The organism is Mycobacterium sp. NGS67, assembly GCF_059812185.1.
The window spans coordinates 53,873-79,463 of the sequence record NZ_JCALCF010000007.1 but is presented as its reverse complement, the minus strand read 5'-3'; the positions used below and the strand labels follow the sequence as shown (position 1 = coordinate 79,463).

Here is a 25,591-nt window from a genome sequence, read left to right as displayed (position 1 = left end):
CTCCAGATTCCAAAATCGGCACTTTCTCCGAAGTAACCATCGCAAACCCTTCCCACCGACGGTGTCGGCAGGGCAGGCTATCGCCATGGCGAAGCGCACCAGGATCGGGAAGGCCCTCACTGTCTCAGTAGTGCTCGTCGCGGCGGTCCTCGTCGGGGCATGCGGCGGCAGCACCCCGCAGGCACGCAGCATCACGTTGACCTTCATCCGGAACGCGCAATCGCAGGCCAACGCCGACGGTGTCATCGACACCGTGGAGCCGGGTCCCAGCTTGACCACCGAAGGCCAGGCACAGGCACAACAGCTGGCCCGTCAGGTGGGACGCAGCGACTTCGACTGGATTTACACCTCGCCCATGGCCGCCGACCAGCAGACCGCGGCGCCGTTGGCCAGCGAACTGGGTAAGCACGCCGAGATCGTGAAGGGCCTGCAGGCCATCAACGCCGGCTGGTTCAACGGCAAGCCGGAGGCGATGGCCAGTTCGACCTACCTGCTGGCGCCGGTCCGCTGGCTCGACGGCGACATCGACACCAGCATCCCGGGCTCGCTGAGCGGCACCGATTTCAATTCCCAGTTCACCGGTGCGATCCGCAAGATCTATGACAGTGGCCACAACAAGCCCGTCGTGTTCTCCCAGGGGACGGCGATCATGGTGTGGACCCTGATGAACGTCAAAAACCCCAAGACGTCGCTGCTGAACAGCCACCCTCTGCCCAATGTCGGGCGGGTGGTCATTTCGGGCAACCCGGTCACCGGCTGGAAGCTGGTGGACTGGGACGGCGTGCGCAGCTTCACCTGACCCACTGTTGACGCGGGCGGCGCGTGCCGCCACGATGGGCTGCATGCGGTATGTCGTTACCGGCGGTACCGGGTTTATCGGGCGCCGAGTCGTGTCACGGCTGCTGGACCGACAACCCGATGCGCAGGTCTGGGTGCTGGTCCGCCGGCAGTCGCTGGGGCGCTTCGAGCGCCTCGCCCTGCAGTGGGATGAGCGGGTGCGGCCGCTGGTCGGCGAGCTGCCCGAATTGCAGCTGACCGACCAGGTCATCGCCGAACTCGGCACGGTCGACCATGTCGTGCACTGCGCGGCGATCTACGACATCACCGCCGGCGATGCCGAGCAGCGCGCCACCAACGTCGAAGGCACCCGCGCGGTGATCGCGCTGGCGCAGCGACTCGACGCCACCCTGCATCACGTGTCGTCGATCGCGGTGGCGGGCGACTTCCGTGGCGAGTACACCGAGGACGACTTCGACGTCGGACAGCAGTTGCCGACCCCGTATCACCAGACGAAGTTCGAGGCCGAGGCGCTGGTGCGGGCCGCCCCCGGGTTGCGGTTCCAGGTGTACCGGCCCGCGGTGGTGGTGGGCGATTCGCGCACCGGCGAGATGGACAAGGTCGACGGGCCGTACTACTTCTTCGGGGTGTTGCGCAAGCTGGCCGTGTTGCCGCGGTTCACCCCGTTGATGCTGCCCGACACCGGGCGCACCAACATCGTCCCGGTCGACTACGTGGCCGACGCGCTGGTCGCACTCATCCACGCCGAGGGACGGGATCAACGGACGTTCCACCTGACCGCACCCACCACGATCGGCCTGCGCGGCATCTACCGGGGGATCGCCCGGGAGGCCGGGCTGCCGCCACTGCGGGGGTCGCTGCCCCGCTCGACGGCCACCTCGGTACTCAGGGCCAGCGGCCGCGCCAAGGTGCTGCGCAACATGGCGGCCACCCAGCTGGGAATTCCCGCCGAGGTGCTCGACGTCGTCGACCTGGCGCCCACCTTCGTCAGCGACGAGACACGGAAAGTGTTGCGCGACAGCGGGATCGAAGTCCCTCCGTTCGCCTCCTACGCACCCGGGTTGTGGCGGTACTGGGCCGAGCACCTGGATCCCGACCGGGCCCGGCGCGACGATCCGCGAGGTCCGCTGGTGGGCCGGCACGTCGTCATCACCGGCGCGTCCAGCGGGATCGGCCGGGCCTCGGCGATCGCCGTCGCAGACCGCGGCGCAACGGTTTTCGCGCTGGCCCGTAACGGAGACGCCCTCGACCAGCTGGTCGCCGACATCCGCGCCAACGGGGGCAAGGCTCACGCTTTCACCTGCGACGTCACCGATTCCGCGTCGGTGGAGCACACCGTCAAGGACATCCTGGGCCGCTTCGACCACGTCGACTATCTGGTCAACAACGCAGGCCGGTCGATCCGCCGGTCGGTGGTCAACTCCACCGATCGCCTCCACGACTACGAACGGGTGATGTCGGTCAACTACTTCGGTGCGGTGCGGATGGTGTTGGCGTTGCTGCCGCACTGGCGGGAGCGGCGGTTCGGACACGTCGTCAACGTGTCCAGCGCCGGCGTGCTGGCCCGCAACCCGAAATACAGTTCCTACCTGCCCACCAAGGCGGCGTTGGACGCGTTCTCCGACGTGGTCTCCTCCGAGACGCTGTCCGACCACATCACCTTCACCAACATCCACATGCCGCTGGTGTCCACCCCGATGATCGTGCCGTCGAAGCGGCTCAACCCGGTGCCGGCCATCAGCGCCGAGCGCGCCGCGGCGATGGTGGTCCGAGGACTGGTCGACAAACCGGTGCGCATCGACACCCCGTTGGGCACTCTGGCCGAAGCCGGCAACTACTTCGCGCCGAGAACCGCGCGGCGCATTCTGCATCAGCTGTATCTGGGTTATCCCGATTCGCGTGCCGCTCGCGGCGTGGCTGAACCGATTGCGGCGCAATCCATTTCGCGACGCCCGCAGCGCCCGTCCCGGTCCGTGGTCCGAGCGGTGGGAGTGCCCCGCCCGGTCAGGCGACTGGTGCGGTTGGTGCCCGGGGTGCACTGGTAGACCCATGTCGCCGGCGCACGTTTAGTCGCACCCGACACCGGTACTTCGCGGCCCAACGCGACGTCCTGGTGGTCACCTTCGATTCGCGGTGAGCTTACTTCTCGCAGGTGAATTGGTTGACGTCGATGTAGCCGATCCGGAACATCTCGGCGCATCCGGTCAGGTATTTGACGTAGCGCTCGTAGACTTCTTCGGACTGCAGCGCGATCGCCTGATCCCGGTGGGCTTGCAGCGCCGCCGACCAGATGTCGAGAGTCCTGGCGTAGTGCGGCTGCAGGGACTGCACCCGGGTCACGTCGAAGCCGTTGGCGGTGGCGCGCTCCTGCACCATCGGGATGGAGGGCAGCCGTCCACCCGGAAAGATCTCGGTGACAATGAATTTCACGAACCGGGCGAACTCGAAGGTCAACGGCAACCCGCGTTCCTTCATTTCCAACGGATGCAGCCCGGTGATGGTGTGCAGCAGCATGATTCCGTCGTCGGGCAGGATGCGGTGGGCGAGGGTGAAGAACGCGTCGTAGCGCTCGTGCCCGAAATGCTCGAAGGCCCCGATGCTGACGATGCGGTCGACGGGTTCGTCGAACTGCTCCCAGCCCTGCAACAGAACCCGCTTGGCGCGCGGACTGTCCGAAGCCGCGAACAGGCGCTCGACGTGATCGGCCTGATTCTTGCTCAAGGTGAGGCCGACGACGTCGACGTCGTACTTCTGCACCGCACGCATCATGGTGGCGCCCCACCCGCAACCGACGTCGAGCAGCGTCATCCCGGGCTGCAGCCCGAGCTTGCCCAACGCCAGGTCGATCTTGGCGATCTGCGCCTGTTCCAGCGTCATGTCCTCGCGCTCGAAGTACGCGCAACTGTAGGTCTGGGTGGGGTCGAGAAAGAGCCGGAAGAAGTCGTCGGACAGGTCGTAATGGGCTTGGACGTCGTCGAAGTGCGGCGCCAGGGCGTCTTCGGGCGGTTCGGACATCAGGCCAGCGTATCGTTACGTCGGTGAACGCGGTCTTTGCCGACGTGGACACCGGCATCGACGACGCGATCGCCTTGATCTATCTGCTGGCCAGTCCAGAGGCCGACTTGATCGGGATCGGCTCGACCTGTGGCAACATTCCGGTCGACCAGGTGTGCGCGAACAACCTCGGTCTGCTCGAACTGTGCGGCGCGGCCGGGATACCGGTGTCCCGGGGTGTCGACCAACCGCTGAGCGGCCCGGTTCCGCTTCGGCGAGATGGTCACGGCCCCAAGGGTTTAGGGTATGCCGAGCTGTCGGCCCCCGGCCACCCGGTCACCGAGTACGACGCCGCGACGGCATGGGTGCGCGCTGCTCGCGCCCACTCCGGCGAGTTGGTCGGACTGGTGACCGCGCCGCTGACCAATCTGGCGCTGGCACTGCGTCTGGAGCCGCAGCTGCCGATGCTGCTGCGGCGCCTGGTGATCATGGGCGGCTCATACGACGAGCAGCCGCAGCCCGAATGGAACATCAGGGTGGACCCGAAAGCAGCCGTCGACGTCTTCGCCGCGTTTGCAGACCGCCCTCCCGTGGTGTGCGGGCTGAACTTGACCCGCCAGGTCGCGATGACCCCGGAGATCCTGGCCAGGCTGTCCGGGCCGTCCCGGATCTTCCGATTCGTCCAGGACGCGTTGCGGTTCTACTTCGAGGTGCACCGCGAACGCGGCGACGGCTATCTGGCGTACATGCACGACCCGCTGGCCGCGGCGGTGGCGCTGGACCCGGAGCTGATCTCGACCCGGGCCGCGACGGTGCAGGTCGAACCCGACGGCGCGATCACGACCGATTGGACCGGGACTCGAAACCCCAACGCGCATATCGGAGTTCACGTCGATCCCATGACATTTCTGGATCGGCTGGTGGGACGGGTGACGGCATTGGCGCACCGAGTGGGTTGACCGCGGCTCCGGCGCAAGATTTTCGCAAGTCCCGCGCACTAACGTCGCGCTCGTCGGGTAACGGCAACAGATCGGCGAGTCCTCATGAGAAGACTGATCGTGGGTTTGGCAGTGATCGTGCTGATGGCGGGTGACGTCGCCGCGGTGACCGGCGCGGGCCCCGCCGGGGCCGCGCCCGGGGCCCCGGTGCCGCTGAGCTCCTGGCCCGGCTGTCCCGAAGACCACCCGGAAGGCCCGTGCCGCTGGTGCCCGGGCGACCCTCCGGTCCAGACCGGCAACCTCCGGGTGAACCCGGTGGTGTGGGACGAGACCGTCTGTCATACCTACTACTACGTCTACTCGGGCCAGGGGAACGTGGCGCAGAACATCTGGGACGGGGAGAATCCGCCGGCTCCCCCGCCGTGGCCGCCGGGTCTCAACTTCTGCCCGATCCCGCCCTGGTGCCCCTGAGCCGGCGCGCATCACCGCCCTACGCTGCACGAACGGACAAACCGAGGGTTAAGACAGCCCAGCCGAGACCATACCGAAAAGATGGTACATCAGTCCCAAAAATACCGTGTTGAACTGTTGCGCAATTGCCCCCTCGACCCTTAATTTATTAAGCACGGTGAGATTCAGGTCACGTGTGACGAGACGGGCTACGAAACACAGACCACTCGACCAGCACCACGGGAGGCGGCCGCGCATCGCGGCTGGGAGTTAAAAAGGGGACCATTCGTGTCAGGAACACGTCCGGCCGCGCGGCGGCTGAACCTTGTCGCGGTGAGCAGTGCGCAGGATGACGGCGATCGGGCCTGGGTGTCGCAGGCTTTGTGCCGGACCAAAGACCCTGACGAGCTGTTCGTCACCGGTGCCGCGCAGCGCCAGGCCGCCGCCATGTGCCGGCACTGCCCCGTCCTGCAGCAGTGCGGTGCCGACGCCCTGGACAACCGCGTCGAGTTCGGCGTCTGGGGTGGCATGACCGAACGCCAGCGCAGGGCATTGCTCAAGGAGCACCCCGAGGTGGTCTCGTGGTCGGCCTTCCTGGACAAGCGCAAGAAGCGCTCCGTCGGATAGCCCCGCAGCCCCTAGAGCCGCGCGCTTCATCATTACTTTTCTGTTACAGCAACTGCATTTCCGCAGGTCAGCGGCATTATCAGGCTTTTGCGGTTAGATCGCCGTCAAATACGGGTGCAAGACAAGACACCTGGGCCGCATCTGACCATGTCCCTGTCGGCCGGTAGCTGCGGGAATCACTCGTAGATTCCCTCCACGTACCACCTCCGCTGCCGGTAGCAGAGCAGCAGCGCACGCTCACTTTCCAACAGCACCTGGGCGCGCGCCACCCGCCCAGGACCGGGCCGGTCATCCCACCACCGCTCGTCGACCGGCCAGGGGCCGGCCCACCAACGCAGCCGGTCGTCGCGGCCCCCCACGTTCAGTCGGGAAGGGTCGGCGGAGAACAACCCCCGGTTGGTCACCCGGATCGGGTTGCCTTGCCCGTCTACCAGTTCCACCGGGTCGTCGAGCAGCACCGCCGGCGACGGTGCGGGCAATTGTCCCGGCCAGGGCTGAGCTGGGTCGGCGGCGAGCACCGGCTCGTCCCCCAGCGGGGTCAGGGTGATGCGCTCGGCCGGCCCACGGCCGCCGGCCAGCACCGGCACCTGCACCGCCTCCGGACCGAGCAGACCCTGGACCCGCACCAGCGCCCGTCGGGCCCGGAGCCGGTCTTCCTCCCCGAGACCGCCCCACAGCGGCAGTTGCAGCGCCTCGGCCGAAACCACCTCGACCGCCTGCAGTCGCAGCAGCGTCACCGGCGCGTCCAGGGGCCGGCCGCGCGCGAGCCGATGACTCAACCATCCGTCCAGCTGCCAGCGCACCCGGTCGGCGGTGGCGTCCTCGGTCAACGGTTCGGCGCACCGCCATACCCGGCTCAGCTCTTCGCCGGTGGCGGTGACGGCGTGAATGGCCAGCCGGGTGCATCCCACCCCGGAGGCCAGCAGCGCCTGATGCAGCGAGGCGGCCAGTGACCGTCCGGCGAAAGCCGCGGCGTCGACCCGGTCGATCGGCGGGTCGCAGTCCAGCACGGCCTCGAGTTCCGGCGGCGGCTCCCGCCCGGACGGCGCCCGTTCCGGCTCGCCGCGGGCGAACCGGTGCGCGGTCACCGCATCGGCCCCGAACCGGGAGGCGACGTCGGTACGAGACAGCGCCGCGAACTGCCCGATAGTGCGAATCCCCATGCGCCACAACAGATCCACGAGTTCCTCCCGGCCGGCACCGGACAGGCTGGGCTCGGTGGCCAGTTGGCGGATCGACAGCGCCGCCAAGAACCGCGCGTCGCCTCCCGGTTGCACGACGCGGCCGGCCCGCGCGGCGAAGACCGCGGTGGACAGCCCGTCGGCGATCCCGACCTGACACTCGGCACCGGCGGCGGACACCGCGTCGATCATCTTCTCCGCGGCCAGCTGCTCGGACCCGAAGAACCTGGCCGCCCCGCGCACCGGCAGCACCAGCAGCCCGGGTCGCAGCACCTCGGCCCGGGGCACCAGGTCGTCCACCGCGGCGATCACCCCTTCGAAGAACCGGGCGTCGCGGTCGGCGTCGGCGAGCGCGAGGTGCAGTTGCGGGCACCGGGCCGCCGCCTCCCGGCGCCGCAGCCCGCGCCGCACTCCGAACGCGCGGGCCGTCGCCGAGCAGGCGATAACCCGGTTGGCCAACGTGACCGCGACCGGTGCCGTCGCGGGCTGGCCGGCGGCCGCCGCCGCTGCGACCGCGGGCCAGTCCATGCACCAGATCGCCAGCACCCGAGAATCAGGCACCGCAATTCACCCGGTTCGCCAGCGGCCGATCGTCCGCCCCCCGGCGCACACCTGCAGCCGCACCCCGTTGATGCGCCCGAACCCAGGCACGGGCTTGCCCGTCCCGAAAGGCGTGGTGATGTCGTAGCCGCAGATCCGGGCCTCCAGTCGTGTCGATGCTCCTTCCCAATCTCCGTCGGTGACCAGCACCGTGCATCCTTTGCTGCGGGCGCGGGCCACCACTGCCCGCGCCCGGGTCCGCGTCACCCGGCGCCCACCCAGGCCGAGAACCACCAGATCCATGCCGTCGATCAGCACCGCGGCCACCTCCACCGGATCGTTGCCGGGATCGGGGATCACGGCCAGCCGACTCAGATCCGCCCCCATCTCCACCGCAGCCAGTAACCCGATATCGGGCTGACCGACGATCACCGCGTTACCGCCGTCGGCCGTCACCGTGGCCACCATGCGCAGCAGCAGGGACCGCGCCCCGGACAACACCGCCACCGTTCCCCGCGGCACCAGCGCGCGCTCCGTCGGCAACAGGGCGTCCGCCTGGGCGGGATCTTTTCCGGACAGCGCAGCCATCTTCTGCCGGAGCTGTTTCAGCTGTTCAGCACGCTGGTCGGACGCCAAAGCCGCGGTCATGACCAGCCCTCCCGACACCCATTCATTCGAAAATATGTTCGATAAAGGTGAGTAAACACCGACCCTCCGACAACCGTCAAGAAACGCGAGAGGCTGCTTTATGCGCCCGATGCTGGTGTGGCTGCTGGCATGTAATGGGATCTGCCGGTGGTCACACCAGCCCCACTGGTCACACGCGCGGAGTTTGAATGTGAACCCTGGGCCTTCAGCGTGAAATCTCGGCGGGATTTTCGCCGGCCGTTTTCCCGCCGTGAGCTCACCCCGAAAGCCCTCGCTTCACACCCGACGCCAAGGATTCACACCGAAGCGCTCGACCGTCGACGCGTGCTCTAGGTACACCGCGACCAGCAGGCACCAGAATCGGCGGCAGCAGCAATACTTTCAGCCATGCCCCTGGATCCAGCAAGCATTCTCCTGACCGACCGGGTCGCAGTCGTGACCGGCGGCGGCGCCGGTATCGGCCGCGGTATCGCCGCGGGTTTGACCGCGTTCGGCGCCAAGGTGGCGATCTGGGAACGCAACCCCGAATCGTGCGCATCGGCCGCCGATGCGATCGGCGCGCTGGGCATTCCGACCGACGTGCGCGACAGCGCCGCCGTCGACGCCGCACTCGCCCGGACCGTAGCCGAACTCGGACCGGTCACCATCCTGGTCAACAACGCTGGCGGCGTCTTCTGGTCGGGCATCCTCGACACCAGCGAGAACGGCTGGGACGCGCTGTACCGGTCCAACTTGCGTCATGTCTACCTGTGCACCCAGCGGGTGGCTCGCGGCATGGTGGAGCAGAAGTTGACCGGCAGCATCATCAGCGTCACGTCGATCGAAGGGGTGCGCGCCGCACCGGGCTACGCCACCTACGCCGCGGCCAAGGCCGGGGTCATCAACTACACCAAGACCGCAGCGCTCGAACTCGCACCGCACGGCATCCGGGTCAATGCGCTGGCGCCCGACATCACTCTCACCGAAGGCATCGCGGCGATGGCACCGCCCGGCTCCGAGGAGCGGTTCGGCCTGACCGTGCCGCTGGGACGCGCCGGTCATGTCGACGAGATGGCCGGCGCCGCAGTGTTTCTCGCCTCGGACATGGCCAGCTACATCACCGGGCAGACAATCCACGTCGACGGCGGCACCCACGCCGCAAGCGGCTGGTATCACCACCCCGAGACCGGCGGCTACGCGCTCGGACCGGCCAGCGGTTAGGCTCCCCCGTCCAGGACGAGCAACGCGCGTAGGGCCGCCCGATCAGATGGCTGCGACGCCCGTCGGCACCGGAAACCCGGAAGGCAACGCGACGCCCGGCATATAGCGCTGGAAAAGCGAGGTGGCGATGGCCGCGACGTCGTCGGACAGCGGATACATGTGCCGATACTGCAAGACCTGTTTGCCGACCAGCCCGAGCCGCTCCTGGAAGCTCGGCACCCGGGCCGGATCCAGCAACGGGCTGTTGAATGGCGCACGGTCGGCGCGCTGGAACTCGAAGGCGGCGCTGATCCGCGCCTCGGTTCCCAGCCGGCAGCCGCGCCCGCCCCAGTGCAGCACCGCCTGGTTCCAGGCCAACATCGAACCCGCCGTCGCCGGCAGTGCCCGGATGTCCTGCGGGTTGTAGACGGTGGTGTTGTTCTCCCCGTCCCAGCGACGTTGCCGGAACCGGTCGTCGAGGTGGGCGGGCAGCATGTACATGCATCCGTTGAGCGGCGTGGCGTCGGTGAACGGCAACCACACGGTCAGGGTGTGCGGCGAGTTGTCGGGATCCAGCGTGGTCATCAACCGGTCGCGGTGCGGACCCCAACCCACGGAGTTCTCGCTGGGGTTGACGTGCCAGACCCAGAAGTCGGGCAGCGCCCAGTAGTCCGCGCCGAGCACGCCGGTCAGGAACTCGGACAGTCCCTGAAACGCCAGCCACAACTCGTCGTAGACGAACGCGAACGCCAACGGGATCCCGTGCCGGGACAGCGTCGACACGGCCGCGCGGATGGGTGCGACGGTCGCTTCCGACAGCACTCCGGGTACCTGCACATAACCCTCGCGCTTCAGATCGGCCAGCAGGGGCTCGACCCGACCGACCGTCGCCGGTGCGCCGGGTCTGCCCGACTCGATCGACAACCCAGGGCACAGCTCGCCCCAGAATTCGCGACGCTCCGCCTGAGCAGCTGAAAGGGCAGCGATCATCGCGACATCGTAACCCGCATCGCGGGCGGCAGCGGCCGGATTACTCCCACTCGATGGTGCCGGGCGGTTTGCTGGTGACGTCCAGTACCACCCGATTGACTTCGCGAACCTCGTTGGTGATCCGGGTCGAGATCCGCTCGAGCACCTCGTAGGGCACCCGGGTCCAGTCGGCGGTCATGGCGTCCTCGCTGGACACCGGACGCAGCACGATCGGATGCCCGTAGGTACGTCCGTCGCCTTGCACACCCACCGAGCGCACGTCGGACAATAACACCACCGGGCACTGCCAGATCTGGTGGTCCAGGCCGGCCGCGGTCAGTTCCTCGCGCACGATCGAGTCGGCGCGCCGCAGCGTCTCCAACCGCTCGGCGGTCACCTCACCGACGATCCGGATGCCCAGTCCCGGACCCGGAAACGGTTGGCGCGCAACGATTTCCTCGGGCAGGCCGAGTTCCCGTCCGACCGCGCGCACCTCGTCTTTGAACAGCAGCCGCAACGGCTCGACGAGCTTGAATTTCAGGTCGTCGGGCAGGCCACCGACGTTGTGGTGGCTCTTGATGTTCGCGGTGCCACTGCCGCCGCCGGATTCCACCACGTCCGGATACAGCGTGCCCTGCACCAGGAACTCGACCTCGGCGTCCTCTTCTTTCACGACATCGAGCACCGCGCCCTCGAACGCCCGGATGAACTGGCGGCCGATGATCTTGCGTTTGCCCTCCGGGTTGCGCACCCCCGACAACGCATCCAGGAAGGTTTGCGCGGCGTCCACGGTGACCAGATGGGCGCCGGTGGCCGCGACGAAATCGCGCTCCACCTGCGCGCGCTCGCCGGCCCGCAGCAACCCGTGGTCGACGAACACACAAGTCAGGCGGTCACCGATGGCACGCTGCACCAGCGCGGCGGCCACCGCGGAATCCACCCCACCGGACAGGCCGCAGATCGCGTGACCCTCGCCAATCTGCGCGCGCACCTGCTCGACCAATGCAATGGCGATGTTGGCGGGCGTCCATTCCGAGCCGATCCCGGCGAACTCGTGCAGGAACCGGCTGAGCACCTGCTGGCCGTGCGGCGTGTGCATGACCTCCGGGTGGTACTGCACGCCGGCCAGACGACGCTCCCGGGACTCGAACGCCGCCACCGCCGCGCCGGCGCTGCTGGCCACCACGTCGAATCCCTCCGGCGCCGCGGTGACCGCGTCACCGTGGCTCATCCATACCGGCTGCACCGCAGGCAGATCCGAATGTAGTTGACCACCAAGGACTTTCAGTTCGGTGCGGCCGAACTCGCTGGTGCCGGTGCGGGCGACGGTGCCGCCGAGCGCGGCCGCCATGGCCTGAAACCCGTAGCAGATCCCGAATACCGGCACCCCGATGTCGAACAGCGCCGGATCCAGTTGCGGGGCGCCCTCGACGTAAACGCTGGACGGCCCGCCGGAAAGCACCACCGCCAGCGGATCCCGGTCCCGGATCTCCTCGATCGTGGCGGTATGAGGGACGACCTCGGAAAATACCCGTGCTTCGCGGACCCTGCGGGCGATCAACTGGGCGTACTGTGCACCGAAGTCGACCACCAACACGGGCCGCGGCGAGGCTGATTCCACGGGCACCGAGTTTAGTGGTTGGCCGAGCTTGGGTAGGCACCCTGCGAGGCAACGACGGCAAGCACTGTCGGAACTGCGCGACAGGATGCGAACTGCTGGCGCCGATTCCTGCGAAAGTGAGGTTCCCGTGCTGGGTCTGCCCGACAAGGTGCGTGCGTGTTTGTTCGACCTCGACGGGGTGCTCACCGATACCGCGGGTGTGCACACCAAGGCGTGGAAGCAGATGTTCGATGCTTTCCTCTCCGAACGGGCCGAACGCGAGGGCGAGGAGTTCGTGCCCTTCGATCCGGAGTCCGACTACCGCCAGTACGTGGACGGCAAGAAGCGCGAGGACGGGGTGCGCTCGTTCCTGGAGAGCCGCGACATCGACTTACCCGACGGTGATCCCGATGATCCGGGCGACAAGGACACGGTGCACGGGCTGGGCACCCGCAAGAACGACATGTTCCAGAAGGTGCTGCACGAGGACGGCGTCAAGGTCTTCGAAGGATCGCGGCGCTACCTGGAGGCGGCAGCCGAAGCCGGCCTGGCCATCGCGGTGGTGTCGTCGAGTGCCAACACCCGCGATGTTCTGGAGATCACCGGACTGGACCGGTTCGTCGAAAAACGGGTGGACGGTGTCACGTTGCGGGAGGAGAACATCACCGGCAAACCCGCCCCGGATCCCTACCTGCGCGGGGCGGAGTTGCTCGAGGTCGAACCCGAAGCGGCGGCGGTGTTCGAGGACGCGATTTCCGGTGTGCAGGCCGGGCGGGCCGGTAACTTCGGCATCGTGGTCGGTGTCGACCGGGTGGGCCAGGCCGAAGACCTGCGTCGCAACGGCGCCGACGTGGTGGTGACCGATCTGGCCGAGCTTCTCGACGACGACGGGGAACAGTCGTGATTTCCCAGGAATCCTTCCCCGTCGAGCCGTGGCAGATTCGTGAGACCCAACTCAACCTGAACGTGCTGGCCCAGTCGGAGTCGGTGTTCGCCTTGTCCAACGGGCACATCGGATTGCGCGGCAACCTCGACGAGGGGGAGCCCTACGGTCTGCCGGGCACCTATCTGAATTCCTTCTACGAGATCCGGCCGCTGCCGTACGCCGAGGCGGGATACGGATACCCCGAGGGCGGGCAGACCGTCGTCGACGTCACGAACGGCAAGATCATCCGGCTGATGGTCGACGACGAGCCCTTCGACGTCCGCTACGGCGAATTACTGGACCACGAACGGATTCTCGACTTGCGTGCCGGCACGATGACCCGCTGCGCGCGCTGGCGCTCCCCCACCGGCAAGCAGGTCGAGGTGACCTCCACCCGGCTGGTCTCGCTGGTGCACCGCAGTGTGGCAGCCATCGAGTACGTGGTCGAGGCCATCGACGACTTCTCCCGCGTGACGGTGCAGTCCGAACTGGTCACCAACGAGGATCAGCCGCAGACCTCCGACGACCCGCGGGTGGCGGCCATCCTGGAGAATCCGCTGGAGGCCGTCGACCACGAAAGCAAGGACTGCCGAGCAATTCTCATGCACCGGACGCGCAGCAGCGCGCTGATGATGGCGGCCGCCATGGACCATGAGATCGAGGTCGAGGGACGCTACGAGGTCACCACCGACGCCCGACCGGACCTGGCCCGCATCACGTTCATCTGTGGTCTGCGCCCCGGGCAGAAGCTGCGCATCGTCAAGTACCTGGCCTACGGTTGGTCGAGCCTGCGGTCGCGGCCGGCGCTGCGCGACCAGGCCGCCGCGGCGTTGACCAGCGCGCGCTACAGCGGTTGGCAGGGTCTGGTAGACGGGCAACGTGCCTACCTGGACCTGTTCTGGGACGCCGCCGACGTGGAAGTCGAAGGCGACCCGGAGAGTCAGCAGGCGGTGCGGTTCGGGATGTTTCATCTGTTGCAAGCCAGCGCCCGCGCCGAGCGGCGGGCCATCCCCAGCAAGGGGCTCACCGGAACCGGTTACGACGGCCACGCCTTCTGGGACACCGAGGCTTTCGTGCTACCGGTACTCACCTACACCGCCCCGCACGCGGTCGCCGACGCCTTACGGTGGCGAGCCTCCACGCTGGACCTGGCCAAGGAGCGCGCCGCCGAACTCGGCCTGGACGGCGCGGCTTTCCCGTGGCGCACCATTCGCGGTCAGGAATGCTCGGCGTACTGGCCGGCCGGCACGGCGGCCTGGCACATCAACGCCGACATCGCGATCGCCTTCGACCGCTACCGGGTCATCACCGGCGACGACTCGCTGGAAGAGGAATGCGGTCTGCCGGTGCTGATCGAAACCGCCCGACTGTGGATGTCGCTGGGACACCACGACCGTAACGGCGTCTGGCACCTCGACGGGGTCACCGGTCCCGACGAGTACACCGCGATCGTGCGCGACAACGTCTTCACCAACTTGATGGCAGCCAACAATCTGCGCATCGCCGCCGACGCCGCCAAGCGCCACCCCGACAAGGCGGGCGGGATGGGGGTCACCACCGAGGAGATGGCCGCCTGGCGCGACGCGGCCGACTCGGTGAACATCCCTTACGACGAGGAACTGGGCGTCCATCAGCAGTGCGAAGGGTTTACCACCTTCGCCGAATGGGACTTCGAGACGAACACCACCTACCCGCTGCTGCTGCACGAACCGTACGTGAAGCTCTATCCCGCACAGGTGATCAAGCAGGCCGACCTGGTGCTGGCCATGCAGTGGCAGAGCAGCGCCTTCACCCCGGAGCAGAAGGCTCGCAACGTCGACTACTACGAGCGCCGCACGGTGCGCGACTCGTCGCTGTCGGCCTGCTCCCAGGCGGTGATGTGCGCCGAGGTCGGGCACTTGGAGCTGGCCCACGACTACGCCTACGAGGCCGCGCTGATCGATCTGCGCGACCTGCACGAGAACACCCGCGACGGCCTGCACATGGCTTCGCTGGCCGGGGCGTGGATGGCGCTGGTCGTGGGTTTCGGTGGGTTGCGCGACGACGAGAATGTACTGTCGCTGGACCCGCAATTGCCCGACGGCATCTCACGATTGCGATTCCGGTTGCGCTGGAAGGGTTTCCGGCTGACCGTCGACACCGATCATGAAAACGTGTGCTACACGTTGCGCGACGGACCACGCACCGAGTTGATCATTAAGCACGCCGGTGAGGAGGTCACCCTCAACACCGAAGAATCAGCGACCTTCCCGGCGCGGGAGCGCAAGGCGTTGCTGCCGCCGCCGCCGCAACCGCCGGGGCGCGACCCGTTGCGCCGGCGGTCCCTGGCGCGGGCGTCGGATTGAGCCGCCGCAACAATCCCAATCAGCCTCAGTCGGGTTCCATCATCCGGGCGGCCTCGGCGAGCACCGCCTGACGCAGATCGGCCTCGGGCAACTCCTCGAGACCCGTCGCGGTACGCAGCATCGGTTCGAACAACCGCCAACCCATCTGCAGCGCAAGGGCATTGGCGACTGCCAGCCGGGCTGTCGGGTGATCTTCGAAGCGGGTCAGCACATCTTCGAGCAGCGGGGCGATGTTGGGGAAACGGGTCTGCAACTGCTGTGCCGGGTAGCCGTCGAGCAGCGCCCGTGCCCACACCCGCATCTGGCGGTCCATCGCCTTCTCCACCACCTCGGGGGAGGCGTCGGACGCGAGCAGTTCGGTCAGGTTGGCGCCCAGATAGTCCAGCACGGCCCCGACCAACCGTTCCTTGGCGCCGAAGTGACGAAACACCAAGCCGTGGTTGACTTTTGACCGGGCAGCAATGTCGCGGATCGACGTTGCCGCCGGGCCGCGCTCGGCGAACAGGTCGGCGGCGGCCCGCAAGACCGCCGCGGCCACCTCTTCCTTTCCGGTGGGAATCGGGCCGCGCGAAGTGCCGGCCGACCGTGTAGTCACGCGTCTACATTAGCCCTTGCCGTCGCATAGTCAGCCGACTACACTCTGCCTTGTGTAGTCAGATGACTACACTTCCTTGTAGAGGACGGCCACCATGACCAACCAGATGACAGTGCAGAAACTGGGCAGCCGCATCGGCGCCGAAATCGCCGGCGTGCGCCTGGACGGCGATCTGCCCGACGCCGCGGTCGAAGAGATCCGCGACGCGCTGCTGACCCACAAGGTCATCTTCTTCCGCGACCAGCACCAGCTGGACGACGCCCGGCAACTCGCCTTCGCCGCACTGCTCGGCACCCCGATCGGCCACCCGGCGGCCGTCGCGTTCGCGCCGGACGCGCCGGTCATCACCCCGATCAACTCCGAGTTCGGCAAGGCCAACCGCTGGCACACCGATGTCACCTTCGCCGCCAACTACCCCGCGGCCTCGATCCTGCGCGCGGTCACGCTGCCCAGCTACGGCGGCTCGACGTTGTGGGCCAACACCGCAACCGCCTACGCCGCATTGCCCGAGCCGCTGAAGTGTCTGGTCGACAACCTGTGGGCGTTGCACACCAACCGCTACGACTATCTGGATAGGGCAGTCAACACCGAACCGACGACCGACGCGCAGCGGGCGTTCCGGGAGGTGTTCGAGAAGCCGGACTACCGCACTGAGCACCCGGTGGTGCGTGTGCACCCCGAAACCGGTGAACACACCCTGGTCGCCGGTGACTTCGTCCGCAACTTCGTCGGCCTGGACAGCCAGGAATCCAACGCGCTATTCGAACTATTGCAGCGCCGAATCACCGTGCCCGAGAACACCATTCGGTGGAACTGGGCGCCCGGTGACGTCGCCATCTGGGACAACCGGGCCACCCAACACCGGGCCGTAGACGACTACGACAACCAACACCGGCTGATGCACCGCGTCACCCTGATGGGCGATGTGCCCGTCGACGTGCACGGGCAGCGCAGCCGGGTGGTCAGCGGGGCGCCGCTGGCGCTGGCCGGCTGAGTCAGCCCGTCTTGGTGACCGGCTCGATCGGCAGCCAGCGCAGCGCGCCCGGCGCGTCGGCCGGCACCACCGGGTGCTCGGGCTCGATCGGGTCGAGCCGGCGGTAGTCGTCACCCTGCAGCGGCCGCAGGTCGTCCTGGCCCTTGTTCGGCCACAGCGACGCGGCCCGCTCGGCTTGGGCGGTGATCGACAGCGACGGGTTGACGCCCAGGTTCGCCGAGATCGCTGCGCCGTCGACGACGAACATCGTCGGGTAGCCGTAGACGCGGTGATACGGGTCGATGACTCCGTTGGAAGGGCTGTCGCCGATTGCCGCGCCGCCCAGGAAGTGGGCGGTCAGCGGAATGTTGAACAGCTCGCCCCAGGTGCCGCCGGCCACGCCGTCGATCTTCTCGGCGATGCGCCGGGTCACCTGGTTGCCGACCGGGATCCAGCTGGGGTTGGGCTCGCCGTGGCCCTGCTTGCTGGAGAACCAGCGGATGCCCAGCTTGCCCCGCTTGGTGAACGTGGTGATCGAGTTGTCCAGGTGCTGCATCACCAACGCGATCATGGTGCGTTCACTCCACTGCTTGGGGTAGAGCAGCCGCAGCATCTTCCGCGGATCCTCGCCGGCTTGGTCCAGCAACTGCCGCCAGCGCGGCACGTCGGTCCCCTCCGGCCCGGTCCCGTCGGTCATCAACGTCTGCAGCAACCCCATCGCGTTGGAGCCCTTGCCGTACCGGACCGGTTCGACGTGGGTGTCCGAGGTCGGATGGATCGACGAGGTGATCGCCACCCCGTGCGTCAGATCCAGCTCCGGGTTCACGCTCAGTGTCGCCGCGCCGACGATCGACTCGGAGTTGGTCCGGGTCAGCACGCCCAGCTTTTCGGAGAGCCGCGGTAGCTTGCCCTTGTCGCGCATGTTGAACAACAGATGCTGGGTGCCCCAGGTGCCGGCGGCCAGGATCAAATTCGCCGCGGTGTAGGTGCGGCGGTCGCGGCGCAGCCAACTGCCGGTGCGCACCGTCTTGACCTCCCACAGCCCGTCGGCGCGCTGTTCGAACCCTTTCACCGTCGTCATCGGAATCACTTCGGCCCCAGCCGATTCCGCCAACGCGAGATAGTTCTTCAACAGCGTGTTCTTGGCGCCGTATCGGCAGCCGGTCATGCAGCACCCGCACTCCAGGCATCCGGTGCGCGCCGGGCCGGCACCGCCGAAGTACGGGTCGGGCACCGTCACGCCCGGCGTCTTCTGCCCGTCGGCGCCGAAGAACACCCCGACCGGGGTGGGCACCCAGGTGTCGCCGCAACCCATCTCCTCGGCGACCTCTTTGACGATGCGGTCGGCGTCGGTGAACGTCGGGTTGTAGACGACGCCCAGCATCCGCTGGGCTTGCTCGTAGTGCGGCATCAGTTCGTCGCGCCAGTCGGTGATGTGCTTCCACTGCTGGTCGTTGAAGAACGGCTCCGGCGGGATGTAGAGGGTGTTGGCGTAGTTCAGCGAGCCGCCACCGACGCCGGCGCCCGCCAGGATCAGCACGTTCTTCAGCGGGTGGATGCGCTGGATGCCGTAGCAGCCGAGCCTCGGCGCCCAAAGGAATTTACGCAGGTCCCACGAGGTTTTCGCGAACCGGTCGTCTTCGTAGCGGCGGCCGGCTTCGAGCACACCGACCCGGTAGCCCTTCTCCGTCAGGCGCAGCGCGCTGACGCTGCCGCCAAAACCCGAACCGATGATCAGGACGTCGTAATCCGGTTTCATGGCTGCATAGCCTACGGCGAGCAGACGCAGAATCGCACAAATCCCATGGCAGGAGCGCGATTCTGCGTCTGCTCGCGGCCCGCGCCAACTAGCTGGCGACGGTCAGGCCGACTTTCTGAAACTCTTTGAGATCGCAGTACCCGGCTTTGGCCATCGCCCGACGCAGCCCGCCGACCAGGTTCAGGGTGCCGAACGGGTCATCCGACGGGCCGTTGAGGACCCGCTCCAGCGGCGGCCGTTCGCCCAGCGCGATCTGCAGCAGCGCCCCGCGCGGCAACGACGGGTGCGCCGCGGCCGACGGCCAGAACCAGCCCTCTCCCAGCGCCTCGGCGGCCTCGGCCAGCGGGGTGCCCAGCACCACCGCGTCGGCGCCGCACGCGATCGCCTTGGCCAACTCGCCGGAATTGTGGATGTCACCGTCGGCCAGCACGTGCACGTAGCGCCCGCCGGTCTCGTCGAGGTATTCGCGCCGCGCGGCCGCGGCGTCGGCGATCGCGGTGGCCATCGACACGCTGATGCCCAGCACCTCGTCGGTGGTGGTCACACCGCGGGTGGCGCCGTAGCCGACGATCACCCCGGCCGCACCGGTCCGCATCAGGTGCAGCGCGGTGCGGTGGTCCTGCACCCCGCCGGCGACCACCGGGATGTCGAGTTCGGAGATGAAGCTCTTCAGGTTCAGCGGCTCACCGTCGCGCGCCACCCGCTCGGCCGAGACGATGGTGCCCTGGATGACCAGCAGGTCCACCCCGGCCTGCACCAGCACCGGCGTCAGCGCCTGCGCGTTCTGCGGGCTGACCCGCACCGCAGTCGTCACCCCGGCCTCCCGGATGCGGGCCACCGCGGCGCCGAGCAGTTCGGGATTCAGCGGGGCCGCGTGCAGCTCCTGCAGCAACCGGATCGCCGCCGACGGTTCGGGTTCCTTGCTGGCGGCCTCGACCAGCTGAGCGACCTTGGCCTGCACGTCGGCATGCCGGCCGATCAGCCCCTCGCCGTTGAGCACCCCCAGACCGCCCAGCCGGCCCAGCTCGATGGCGAACTCCGGAGATACCAGGGCGTCGGTGGGGTGGGCCAGCACCGGGATCTCGAAGCGGTAGGCGTCCAGTTGCCAGGCGGTGGAGACGTCCTGCGACGATCGGGTGCGCCGCGACGGCACGATGTTGATCTCACTGAGTTCATAGGTGCGACGGGCGTTGCGGCCCATGCCGATTTCGACCATGGCCAATTCGCTGTTCACCGCGCGTAGTAATTGGGCGCTTCGACCGTCATCGCGACGTCGTGCGGGTGGCTTTCCTTCAGGCCCGCCGGTGTGATCCGGACGAACTGCGCCTGCTGCAGCACCTCGATGGACGGCGAGCCGGTGTAACCCATCGCCGCGCGCAACCCGCCGGTCAGCTGGTGGATCACCGACGCCAGCGGACCTCGGAACGGTACCCGTCCCTCGATGCCCTCGGGCACCAGCTTGTCCTCGGAGAGCGCGTCGTCGGCGAAGTAGCGGTCCTTGGAGTACGACTTGCCACCGCCGCGACCCTGCATGGCGCCCAACGACCCCATGCCGCGGTAGCTCTTGTACTGCTTGCCGTTGACGAAGATCAGCTCGCCGGGCGCCTCTGCTGTGCCGGCCAACAGTGAGCCCAGCATGGCGGTCGACGCGCCGGCGGCCAGCGCCTTGGCGATGTCGCCGGAATACTGCAGCCCGCCGTCGGCGATCACCGGCACACCCGCCGGGGCGCACACCGCGACCGCCTCCAGAATCGCCGTGATTTGTGGGGCCCCGACCCCGGCGACCACCCGGGTGGTGCAGATCGAACCCGGGCCCACGCCGACCTTCACCGCGTCGGCACCGGCGTCGACCAGCGCCGCGGCCGCCGAGCGGGTCGCGACGTTGCCGCCGACCACCTCGACCCGTTCACCGACCTCGAGTTTGAGCTTGTTCACCATGTCCAGCACCAGGCGGTTGTGCGCGTGCGCGGTGTCCACCACCAGCACGTCCACTCCGGCGTCGACCAGCATCATCGCCCGTACCCAGGCGTCGCCGCCGACCCCGACGGCCGCCCCGACCAGCAATCGGCCGTCGCTGTCCTTGGTGGCCAGCGGGTGTTGCTCGGTTTTGACGAAGTCCTTGACGGTGATCAGCCCGGTCAGCCGGCCGCGGCCGTCGACGATCGGCAGCTTCTCGATCTTGTTGCGGCGCAACAGGCCCAGCGCCGCCGACGCGCTGACACCCTCCTGGGCGGTGATCAGCGGCGACTTGGTCATCACTTCGGCGACCTGCTTGTTCTGGTCGACCTCGAAGCGCATGTCGCGGTTGGTGATGATCCCGACGAGGGCGCCGTCGTCGTCGACGACCGGCAGACCCGAGATCCGGAACCTCGCGCACAGCGCGTCTACCTGGGCCAGCGTGTTGTCGGGGCGGCAGGTGACCGGGTCGGTGACCATGCCGGCCTCGGAGCGTTTGACCATCTCGACCTGCCCGGCCTGCTCGGCGACCGGCAGGTTGCGGTGCAGCACACCCATGCCGCCGGCGCGGGCCATGGCGATCGCCATGCGCGACTCGGTGACGGTGTCCATCGCGGAGCTGACCAGCGGCACCTTGAGCCGGATCCGCTTGGTGAGCTGGCTGGCGGTGTCGGCGGTGGCGGGCACCACATCCGAGGCGGCCGGCAGCAGCAGGACGTCGTCGAACGTCAGTCCCAGCATCGCGATCTTGTGCGGGTCGTCGCCGCCGGTCGGTACCGACTCCTCGGACAGCCCGCCGACCCGCACGTAGGAGCTGCCGACCAGGTCGGAGCTGTCTTCGAGGCCGGACATGCCACGGGACATCGGCGAGGCCCTCCATATGCATGCTGGGTTGGAAAACATAATCCTATCGGCTCCCAGACGCTGTCCGGCTCACGGCTTCTGCGCGGCGCGCCACCGGCGGCGCGCGTCGGCAATTTCTGGCGTTATCACTGCCGTGCTGCGTAGGCTATGGGGGTGCGCGACCACCTCCCGCCGGGTTTGCCGCCCGATCCCTTCGCCGACGACCCATTGGACCCGTCGGCTGCTCTGGATGCCGTCGAGCCCGGTCAGCCGCTCGACCAACAGGAGCGGATGGCCGTCGAAGCCGACCTGGCCGACTTGGCCGTCTACGAAGCACTGCTGGCCCACAAGGGAATCCGCGGACTCGTGGTGTGCTGCGACGAATGCCAGCAGGATCACTATCACGACTGGGACATGCTGCGCGCCAACTTGCTGCAGCTGCTGATCGACGGCACCGTCCGCCCGCACGAGCCGGCTTACGACCCCGAACCGGACGCCTACGTCACGTGGGATTACTGCCGCGGATACGCTGACGCCTCGCTCAACGAAGCGACGTCAGACGCCGACGGATTCCGCCGCCACCTCTAGACCTACGGCGCTTCGCCTGTTGGGAACGATGTTCTCGGCCTGGGCTGTCCCGTTGTCCTGTCCCACGATTCGCCTGACGGTGTCTGCTGCGTCGGCGACGCGGGTACGCCGGGCGCTGCCGCGGGTGTGCTGGGTGCCGTCGTGGTGGTGGTCGTGGTGTTGGGTTTGGTGGTCGTCGTGGTCGGGACGGGACTGGGCGGGGTCGTGGCGGTCGACGGGGTCGCCGTTGGTGACGCGACCGGGCCGGTGGACTCCGGTAGCTCCGACGGAGCCTGGATCGCGGACGGCGGCGACTGTGGGACCGGAGCCGACGGCGGCGACTGTGGGACCGGAGCCGAGGGCGGCGCCGACGACACGGCCGGGGCGCGCGGCACGGCCAGCTCCGCGCTCGCCGTCGGGTCGCGCTTTTCCACCTTGGTGTTGAGCTGGTTCACCTCCGCCAGCAGACCCTTCCGGCGGCTGCCGTCGTTGACACCTTGCACAGTGGTGCTGACCTCGGCCAACTGCGTCTGCGCCTGATCCCATTGACCCTGGGCGATCATCTGCTCGACTTTGGCCAGATCGGCCTTGGCGGACAACTCGATCTGGTCGTCACTGACCCTGGGTTCGTTGAACATCATCGCGTGCAGCCCGTAGAGGAAGTCGCCCGGTTTGGCGTCGGCGACCACCGCACCGAACCCGCTGAGCGCCAGCAGGGTCGCGGCCACCGAACCCACCGCGGCCAGGCCGCTGCGTCGCCGGCGGGGCCGCAACATCCCCTCCCGCAGCGCGTCTTCGGCTTCGTCCTGGGACACCAGCGCGCTCGCCGGTGGCCAGCGCAGGTCATCGCGCCAATTACCCAGCAAGAGGGCAAGCGCTTCGTCTTCGAAGTTTGCCGGATGGACGAAGTGGTCTTCGGTACGCGCCGCCAGCGCATCGAGCAGCAAGTCGGTGTGGGTCACCTCGTCCAGGGCGGGTCGGCCCCGGCGGGCATCGGAATCAGAGTTACGCATATTCACCTGCCGCGACGATTTCGTCTCTCAACCGTTGAAGGGCGCGGTGCTGGGCTACCCGGACCGCTCCCGTGGTGCTTCCGACCGCCGCAGCGGTCTCCTCGGCGCTCAGCCCGACGACGACGCGCAGAATCAGGATCTCGCGTTGCTTGGCCGGAAGGATCTCGAGCAATTCGTTCATCCGGGTCACCGAATCGGCTTCGATGGCCATCTGTTCCGGACCGGCGTCGTGGGACCGCCGCTCGGGGACCTCTTCGGCCGGATAGGCGAGGTCGCGGCCGGCGGCACGATGGGCGTCCGCGACTTTGTGTGCTGCGATGCCGTACAGGAAGGCCAGGAACGGTCGTCCTCGGTCTCGGTAGCGCGGCAGCGCCGTGATGGTCGCCAAGCACACCTCCTGCGCCACGTCATCTGCTGACAGGCCACCCCGTTCGACCGTGCCGACCCGCGCTCGGCAATATCGGACGACGATCGGACGGATGGTCTCCAGCACCTCCCGCAATGCATTCCGGTCCCCTGCCGCGGCTTCCGCAACCACGACGTCGAGACGTTCTCCCTGCATTGTCATCGACGGTGGTTTCTCCAAAGTCACGAACCGGACACATACCGGGCTAACTCGCTGATCGAAGCTATCGGGCGGACGGGCTATCGAGCGGTACGCCAGATCCCACCGGCGCGTTGTACTTCACCTGCGCAAATATCCCGAATTTCGGTCCATTCCGGCAGCCCTTGTGCTCCAACCGTGACGCTTCCGGTATCGACCAGCAAGCTGGCCAGCGCCCACCGCAGCGGTATCAAACCCAGCGGTTCGGTGGCCTGCAGTGCCGCGTGCGCCACGGCGCGCGCCCGCTCGACGTCCCCCGCGCTGCACAGCGCGGCCGCCAGGACCACGTCGCTTTTGACCCGGTGGCGCGCCGAGACGCCGGCCCGGGCCCTGGCGACGGCGTCCTCTGCGCGCCGGACAGCGGTGTCGCCGTCGCCGGAGGCCATCGCCAGCTCGGCACCCACCCATCCTCGGCGCACCGCCAGCCGGTCGGCCACCGGGATCGGCAGTTCGGCGTTATCCATGGCCGCGTCCGCGCGGCTGAGAAATCCCGCTGCTGCCGCGAAGCGTCCGATACCCAACGCGTCGGCGGCCAGGCCGACCAGCGCATCGGCGCGGGCTTCGGGATCCGCACCCGCCAATGCGAAGGCTCGACCATCCCAACCCCGGGCCAGGGCGTGCCAGCCGAGCTGGCGCAGAAACGAGCCGTGCGTGCTGAGCGCCAGCGAGGCCAGGGGGCCGGCCTTGACCTGACGGCGCAGCAGTGCGAGATCGGCATAGGCGCTGCTGTACCTGCCCTGTCCACCGGCGGCGACGGCGCGCAGCCACAGTTGTCGCGGGGTGGTAGCCGTCGGCAGCGGCCAGGTCGCGGGGCTGTTCCCGAACGCGGCCTCGGCCAGCGTCGTGTCCTGCGCTGCATCCACGGGGCTATTGTCACCAGCGCTGCGCGGCGGACCGCGGCCGCCCGGCTTCTTGGACTGCAGGCTCGCCGAGCGTCACGCCAGCGTGGCATTCGGCGCCGAGCGTCACGCCAGCGTGACGGGCCGAGCAAGCAAGCGCCCAGCCCGTCGGGTACTGCAGGCTCGCCGAACGTCACGCCAGCGTGGCATTCGACGCCGAGCGTCACGCCAGCGTGACGGGCCGAGCATGCAAGCGCCCAACCCTCGGACTGCAGGCTCGCCGAACGTCACGCCAGCGTGGCATTCGGCGCCGAGCGTCACGCCAGCGTGACGGGCCGAGCAAGCAAGCGCCCAGCCCGTCGGGTACTGCAGGCTCGCCCAGCGTCACGCCAGCGTGGCATTCGGCGCCGAGCGTCACGCCAGCGTGACGGGCCGAGCGGGCAAGCGCCCAGCCGTCGGGTCGCGCACCGGCGGACAACTGCAACCGGTTTCAATCACCGTGATGGCTGCGCGTAAGTCGTAAAAAGTTTGTGCTCTAGGGGTTACCGGAAGATTACTCAGAGTGCGCCATACGCCAATTACGGGTTGCTTACAGCAGGCCTCTGAACTGGGCAAACCGTAAATCGATGGCGTCCGGTTAGCACATCTAGCCTTCAGCTATAGCGCTACAGATGAACGCGGAGTTAATTCTGCTACAAAGAGTCGGTTTTTCGCCACATCCCGTACCTATTGACGGAAATTCGATAGCACACCTAGCGTCTACCGTGTTCGGTGTAGTCATCGGTGACGCCACTGCCAATTCAGTTGCACAACTCGTCTTATTCAGGAGTTTTTGGCCCTCGAGCAGGTGGGCCGGTGCAGAGGAAGGGAATCAGCAATGCCACAGCCGGAACAGCTACCTGGGCCCAACGCCGACATCTGGAACTGGCAGTTGCAGGGGTTGTGCCGCGGCGTCGACTCATCGATGTTCTTCCATCCCGACGGGGAGCGTGGCCGGGCCCGGATGCAGCGCGAGCAGCGCGCAAAAGAGATGTGCCGGCGTTGCCCGGTGATCGACGAGTGCCGCACGCACGCTCTGGACGTCGGTGAACCCTACGGCGTGTGGGGCGGCCTCTCGGAATCCGAGCGGGACATGCTGCTCAAAGGATCCATCGGGCGGGGTCGCGGTATCCGCCGCTCGGCCTGATTGCTGCTGGACGACGCAGGCCCGGGGTGCTTGATGCCCCCGGGCCTGCGTTTGTGTTCTGC

General features: G+C 67.8%; 23 protein-coding genes. 11 read left to right on the top strand and 12 right to left on the bottom strand.

Annotated elements, in window-relative coordinates:
• The first annotated feature begins 85 nt into the window (after window positions 1-85).
• Together AC5Y4D_RS08350 and AC5Y4D_RS08345 are read left to right on the top strand one after the other, a co-directional pair.
• Window positions 86-799 (top strand): histidine phosphatase family protein, encoded by a 714-nt coding sequence (locus AC5Y4D_RS08350; RefSeq protein ID WP_500036939.1) that lies wholly within the window; start codon window positions 86-88, stop codon window positions 797-799.
• 43 nt (window positions 800-842) lie between these two features.
• Window positions 843-2,843: an SDR family oxidoreductase gene (locus AC5Y4D_RS08345; RefSeq protein WP_500036938.1), complete on the top strand. Its 2,001-nt coding sequence runs from the start codon at window positions 843-845 to the stop codon at window positions 2,841-2,843.
• A 94-nt stretch (window positions 2,844-2,937) separates the two neighbouring features.
• Here AC5Y4D_RS08345 and cmaA1 read toward each other — a convergent pair whose 3' ends face one another.
• On the bottom strand, window positions 2,938-3,813 hold the full coding sequence (cmaA1, locus tag AC5Y4D_RS08340) for a cyclopropane mycolic acid synthase CmaA1 (protein ID WP_499941578.1): 876 nt from the start codon (window positions 3,811-3,813) through the stop codon (window positions 2,938-2,940).
• 23 nt (window positions 3,814-3,836) lie between these two features.
• Here cmaA1 and AC5Y4D_RS08335 point away from each other — a divergent pair, with 23 nt between their 5' ends.
• The 3 genes from AC5Y4D_RS08335 (at window position 3,837) to AC5Y4D_RS08325 (ending at window position 5,807) form a co-directional block, all read left to right on the top strand.
• Window positions 3,837-4,751 (top strand): nucleoside hydrolase, encoded by a 915-nt coding sequence (locus tag AC5Y4D_RS08335; protein ID WP_500036937.1) that lies wholly within the window; start codon window positions 3,837-3,839, stop codon window positions 4,749-4,751.
• 84 nt (window positions 4,752-4,835) lie between these two features.
• Window positions 4,836-5,201 carry a hypothetical protein gene (locus AC5Y4D_RS08330; protein ID WP_500036936.1) on the top strand — a complete coding sequence of 122 codons (366 nt, stop codon included), beginning with the start codon at window positions 4,836-4,838 and terminating at the stop codon, window positions 5,199-5,201.
• A 267-nt stretch (window positions 5,202-5,468) separates the two neighbouring features.
• Window positions 5,469-5,807: a WhiB family transcriptional regulator gene (locus tag AC5Y4D_RS08325; protein ID WP_499941572.1), complete on the top strand. Its 339-nt coding sequence runs from the start codon at window positions 5,469-5,471 to the stop codon at window positions 5,805-5,807.
• A gap of 176 nt (window positions 5,808-5,983) precedes the next feature.
• Here the strand turns inward: AC5Y4D_RS08325 and AC5Y4D_RS08320 are convergent, their stop codons facing one another.
• Window positions 5,984-7,516 carry a DNA polymerase Y family protein gene (locus tag AC5Y4D_RS08320; RefSeq protein ID WP_500036983.1) on the bottom strand — a complete coding sequence of 511 codons (1,533 nt, stop codon included), beginning with the start codon at window positions 7,514-7,516 and terminating at the stop codon, window positions 5,984-5,986.
• A gap of 39 nt (window positions 7,517-7,555) precedes the next feature.
• Window positions 7,556-8,176 carry a DnaE2-dependent mutagenesis accessory factor ImuA' gene (imuA', locus tag AC5Y4D_RS08315; RefSeq protein ID WP_499941884.1) on the bottom strand — a complete coding sequence of 207 codons (621 nt, stop codon included), beginning with the start codon at window positions 8,174-8,176 and terminating at the stop codon, window positions 7,556-7,558.
• 387 nt (window positions 8,177-8,563) lie between these two features.
• On the opposite strand from imuA', the gene AC5Y4D_RS08310 reads away from it, so the two are divergent.
• The gene (locus AC5Y4D_RS08310; protein ID WP_500036935.1) at window positions 8,564-9,376 is read left to right on the top strand and encodes an SDR family NAD(P)-dependent oxidoreductase; all 813 of its coding nucleotides are present in this window, start codon (window positions 8,564-8,566) and stop codon (window positions 9,374-9,376) included.
• A 42-nt stretch (window positions 9,377-9,418) separates the two neighbouring features.
• Here AC5Y4D_RS08310 and AC5Y4D_RS08305 read toward each other — a convergent pair whose 3' ends face one another.
• Window positions 9,419-10,345, bottom strand: coding sequence for a phytanoyl-CoA dioxygenase family protein (locus tag AC5Y4D_RS08305; protein WP_499941568.1), 927 nt, complete (start codon window positions 10,343-10,345; stop codon window positions 9,419-9,421).
• A gap of 40 nt (window positions 10,346-10,385) precedes the next feature.
• Window positions 10,386-11,951, bottom strand: coding sequence for a glutamine-hydrolyzing GMP synthase (gene guaA / locus AC5Y4D_RS08300; protein WP_499941567.1), 1,566 nt, complete (start codon window positions 11,949-11,951; stop codon window positions 10,386-10,388).
• A gap of 79 nt (window positions 11,952-12,030) precedes the next feature.
• Between guaA and AC5Y4D_RS08295 the strand changes: the two genes are divergently transcribed.
• Both AC5Y4D_RS08295 and AC5Y4D_RS08290 read left to right on the top strand, forming a co-directional pair.
• The gene (locus tag AC5Y4D_RS08295; protein WP_499941565.1) at window positions 12,031-12,828 is read left to right on the top strand and encodes a beta-phosphoglucomutase family hydrolase; all 798 of its coding nucleotides are present in this window, start codon (window positions 12,031-12,033) and stop codon (window positions 12,826-12,828) included.
• Window positions 12,825-15,194 (top strand): glycoside hydrolase family 65 protein, encoded by a 2,370-nt coding sequence (locus tag AC5Y4D_RS08290; protein WP_499941563.1) that lies wholly within the window; start codon window positions 12,825-12,827, stop codon window positions 15,192-15,194. Before AC5Y4D_RS08295 ends, AC5Y4D_RS08290 begins: the two co-directional genes overlap by 4 nt.
• Before the next feature lie 25 nt (window positions 15,195-15,219).
• Here the strand turns inward: AC5Y4D_RS08290 and AC5Y4D_RS08285 are convergent, their stop codons facing one another.
• Window positions 15,220-15,789, bottom strand: coding sequence for a TetR/AcrR family transcriptional regulator (locus AC5Y4D_RS08285; protein WP_499941561.1), 570 nt, complete (start codon window positions 15,787-15,789; stop codon window positions 15,220-15,222).
• 94 nt (window positions 15,790-15,883) lie between these two features.
• Between AC5Y4D_RS08285 and AC5Y4D_RS08280 the strand changes: the two genes are divergently transcribed.
• Window positions 15,884-16,783: a TauD/TfdA dioxygenase family protein gene (locus AC5Y4D_RS08280; RefSeq protein WP_500036934.1), complete on the top strand. Its 900-nt coding sequence runs from the start codon at window positions 15,884-15,886 to the stop codon at window positions 16,781-16,783.
• Window position 16,784: 1 nt separating this feature from the next.
• Here AC5Y4D_RS08280 and AC5Y4D_RS08275 read toward each other — a convergent pair whose 3' ends face one another.
• The 3 genes from AC5Y4D_RS08275 to guaB form a co-directional block, all read right to left on the bottom strand.
• On the bottom strand, window positions 16,785-18,521 hold the full coding sequence (locus AC5Y4D_RS08275) for a GMC oxidoreductase (RefSeq protein ID WP_500036933.1): 1,737 nt from the start codon (window positions 18,519-18,521) through the stop codon (window positions 16,785-16,787).
• A gap of 88 nt (window positions 18,522-18,609) precedes the next feature.
• The gene (locus AC5Y4D_RS08270; RefSeq protein WP_499941882.1) at window positions 18,610-19,737 is read right to left on the bottom strand and encodes a GuaB3 family IMP dehydrogenase-related protein; all 1,128 of its coding nucleotides are present in this window, start codon (window positions 19,735-19,737) and stop codon (window positions 18,610-18,612) included.
• Between the two features lie 14 nt (window positions 19,738-19,751).
• Window positions 19,752-21,341, bottom strand: coding sequence for an IMP dehydrogenase (gene guaB, locus AC5Y4D_RS08265; RefSeq protein ID WP_499941556.1), 1,590 nt, complete (start codon window positions 21,339-21,341; stop codon window positions 19,752-19,754).
• Between the two features lie 153 nt (window positions 21,342-21,494).
• Here guaB and AC5Y4D_RS08260 point away from each other — a divergent pair, with 153 nt between their 5' ends.
• The gene (locus AC5Y4D_RS08260; RefSeq protein ID WP_499941554.1) at window positions 21,495-21,908 is read left to right on the top strand and encodes a DUF5319 domain-containing protein; all 414 of its coding nucleotides are present in this window, start codon (window positions 21,495-21,497) and stop codon (window positions 21,906-21,908) included.
• Between the two features lie 2 nt (window positions 21,909-21,910).
• Here the strand turns inward: AC5Y4D_RS08260 and AC5Y4D_RS08255 are convergent, their stop codons facing one another.
• The 3 genes from AC5Y4D_RS08255 to AC5Y4D_RS08245 form a co-directional block, all read right to left on the bottom strand.
• Window positions 21,911-22,900: an anti-sigma-D factor RsdA gene (locus tag AC5Y4D_RS08255; RefSeq protein WP_499991936.1), complete on the bottom strand. Its 990-nt coding sequence runs from the start codon at window positions 22,898-22,900 to the stop codon at window positions 21,911-21,913.
• The gene (gene sigD / locus AC5Y4D_RS08250) at window positions 22,893-23,468 is read right to left on the bottom strand and encodes an ECF RNA polymerase sigma factor SigD (protein WP_499941551.1); all 576 of its coding nucleotides are present in this window, start codon (window positions 23,466-23,468) and stop codon (window positions 22,893-22,895) included. The genes AC5Y4D_RS08255 and sigD overlap by 8 nt, the downstream gene beginning before the upstream one ends.
• 77 nt (window positions 23,469-23,545) lie before the next feature.
• Window positions 23,546-24,343, bottom strand: coding sequence for a hypothetical protein (locus AC5Y4D_RS08245; RefSeq protein ID WP_499991977.1), 798 nt, complete (start codon window positions 24,341-24,343; stop codon window positions 23,546-23,548).
• Between the two features lie 877 nt (window positions 24,344-25,220).
• Between AC5Y4D_RS08245 and AC5Y4D_RS08240 the strand changes: the two genes are divergently transcribed.
• Window positions 25,221-25,529, top strand: a complete 309-nt coding sequence (locus AC5Y4D_RS08240) for a WhiB family transcriptional regulator (protein ID WP_036352919.1) — start codon at window positions 25,221-25,223, stop codon at window positions 25,527-25,529.
• Window positions 25,530-25,591 lie beyond the last annotated feature (62 nt).

Coding starts and splice junctions, on each gene's coding strand:
- AC5Y4D_RS08350 (WP_500036939.1), top strand. CDS start 86: ATGGCGAAGCGCACCAGGATCGGGAAGGCCCTCACTGTCTCAGTAGTG.
- AC5Y4D_RS08345 (WP_500036938.1), top strand. CDS start 843: ATGCGGTATGTCGTTACCGGCGGTACCGGGTTTATCGGGCGCCGAGTC.
- cmaA1 (WP_499941578.1), bottom strand. CDS start 3,813: ATGTCCGAACCGCCCGAAGACGCCCTGGCGCCGCACTTCGACGACGTC.
- AC5Y4D_RS08330 (WP_500036936.1), top strand. CDS start 4,836: ATGAGAAGACTGATCGTGGGTTTGGCAGTGATCGTGCTGATGGCGGGT.
- AC5Y4D_RS08320 (WP_500036983.1), bottom strand. CDS start 7,516: ATGGACTGGCCCGCGGTCGCAGCGGCGGCGGCCGCCGGCCAGCCCGCG.
- imuA' (WP_499941884.1), bottom strand. CDS start 8,176: ATGACCGCGGCTTTGGCGTCCGACCAGCGTGCTGAACAGCTGAAACAG.
- AC5Y4D_RS08310 (WP_500036935.1), top strand. CDS start 8,564: ATGCCCCTGGATCCAGCAAGCATTCTCCTGACCGACCGGGTCGCAGTC.
- AC5Y4D_RS08305 (WP_499941568.1), bottom strand. CDS start 10,345: ATGATCGCTGCCCTTTCAGCTGCTCAGGCGGAGCGTCGCGAATTCTGG.
- AC5Y4D_RS08295 (WP_499941565.1), top strand. CDS start 12,031: ATGCGAACTGCTGGCGCCGATTCCTGCGAAAGTGAGGTTCCCGTGCTG.
- AC5Y4D_RS08280 (WP_500036934.1), top strand. CDS start 15,884: ATGACCAACCAGATGACAGTGCAGAAACTGGGCAGCCGCATCGGCGCC.
- AC5Y4D_RS08275 (WP_500036933.1), bottom strand. CDS start 18,521: ATGAAACCGGATTACGACGTCCTGATCATCGGTTCGGGTTTTGGCGGC.
- AC5Y4D_RS08270 (WP_499941882.1), bottom strand. CDS start 19,737: ATGGTCGAAATCGGCATGGGCCGCAACGCCCGTCGCACCTATGAACTC.
- guaB (WP_499941556.1), bottom strand. CDS start 21,341: ATGTCCCGTGGCATGTCCGGCCTCGAAGACAGCTCCGACCTGGTCGGC.
- AC5Y4D_RS08255 (WP_499991936.1), bottom strand. CDS start 22,900: ATGCGTAACTCTGATTCCGATGCCCGCCGGGGCCGACCCGCCCTGGAC.
- sigD (WP_499941551.1), bottom strand. CDS start 23,468: ATGACAATGCAGGGAGAACGTCTCGACGTCGTGGTTGCGGAAGCCGCG.
- AC5Y4D_RS08240 (WP_036352919.1), top strand. CDS start 25,221: ATGCCACAGCCGGAACAGCTACCTGGGCCCAACGCCGACATCTGGAAC.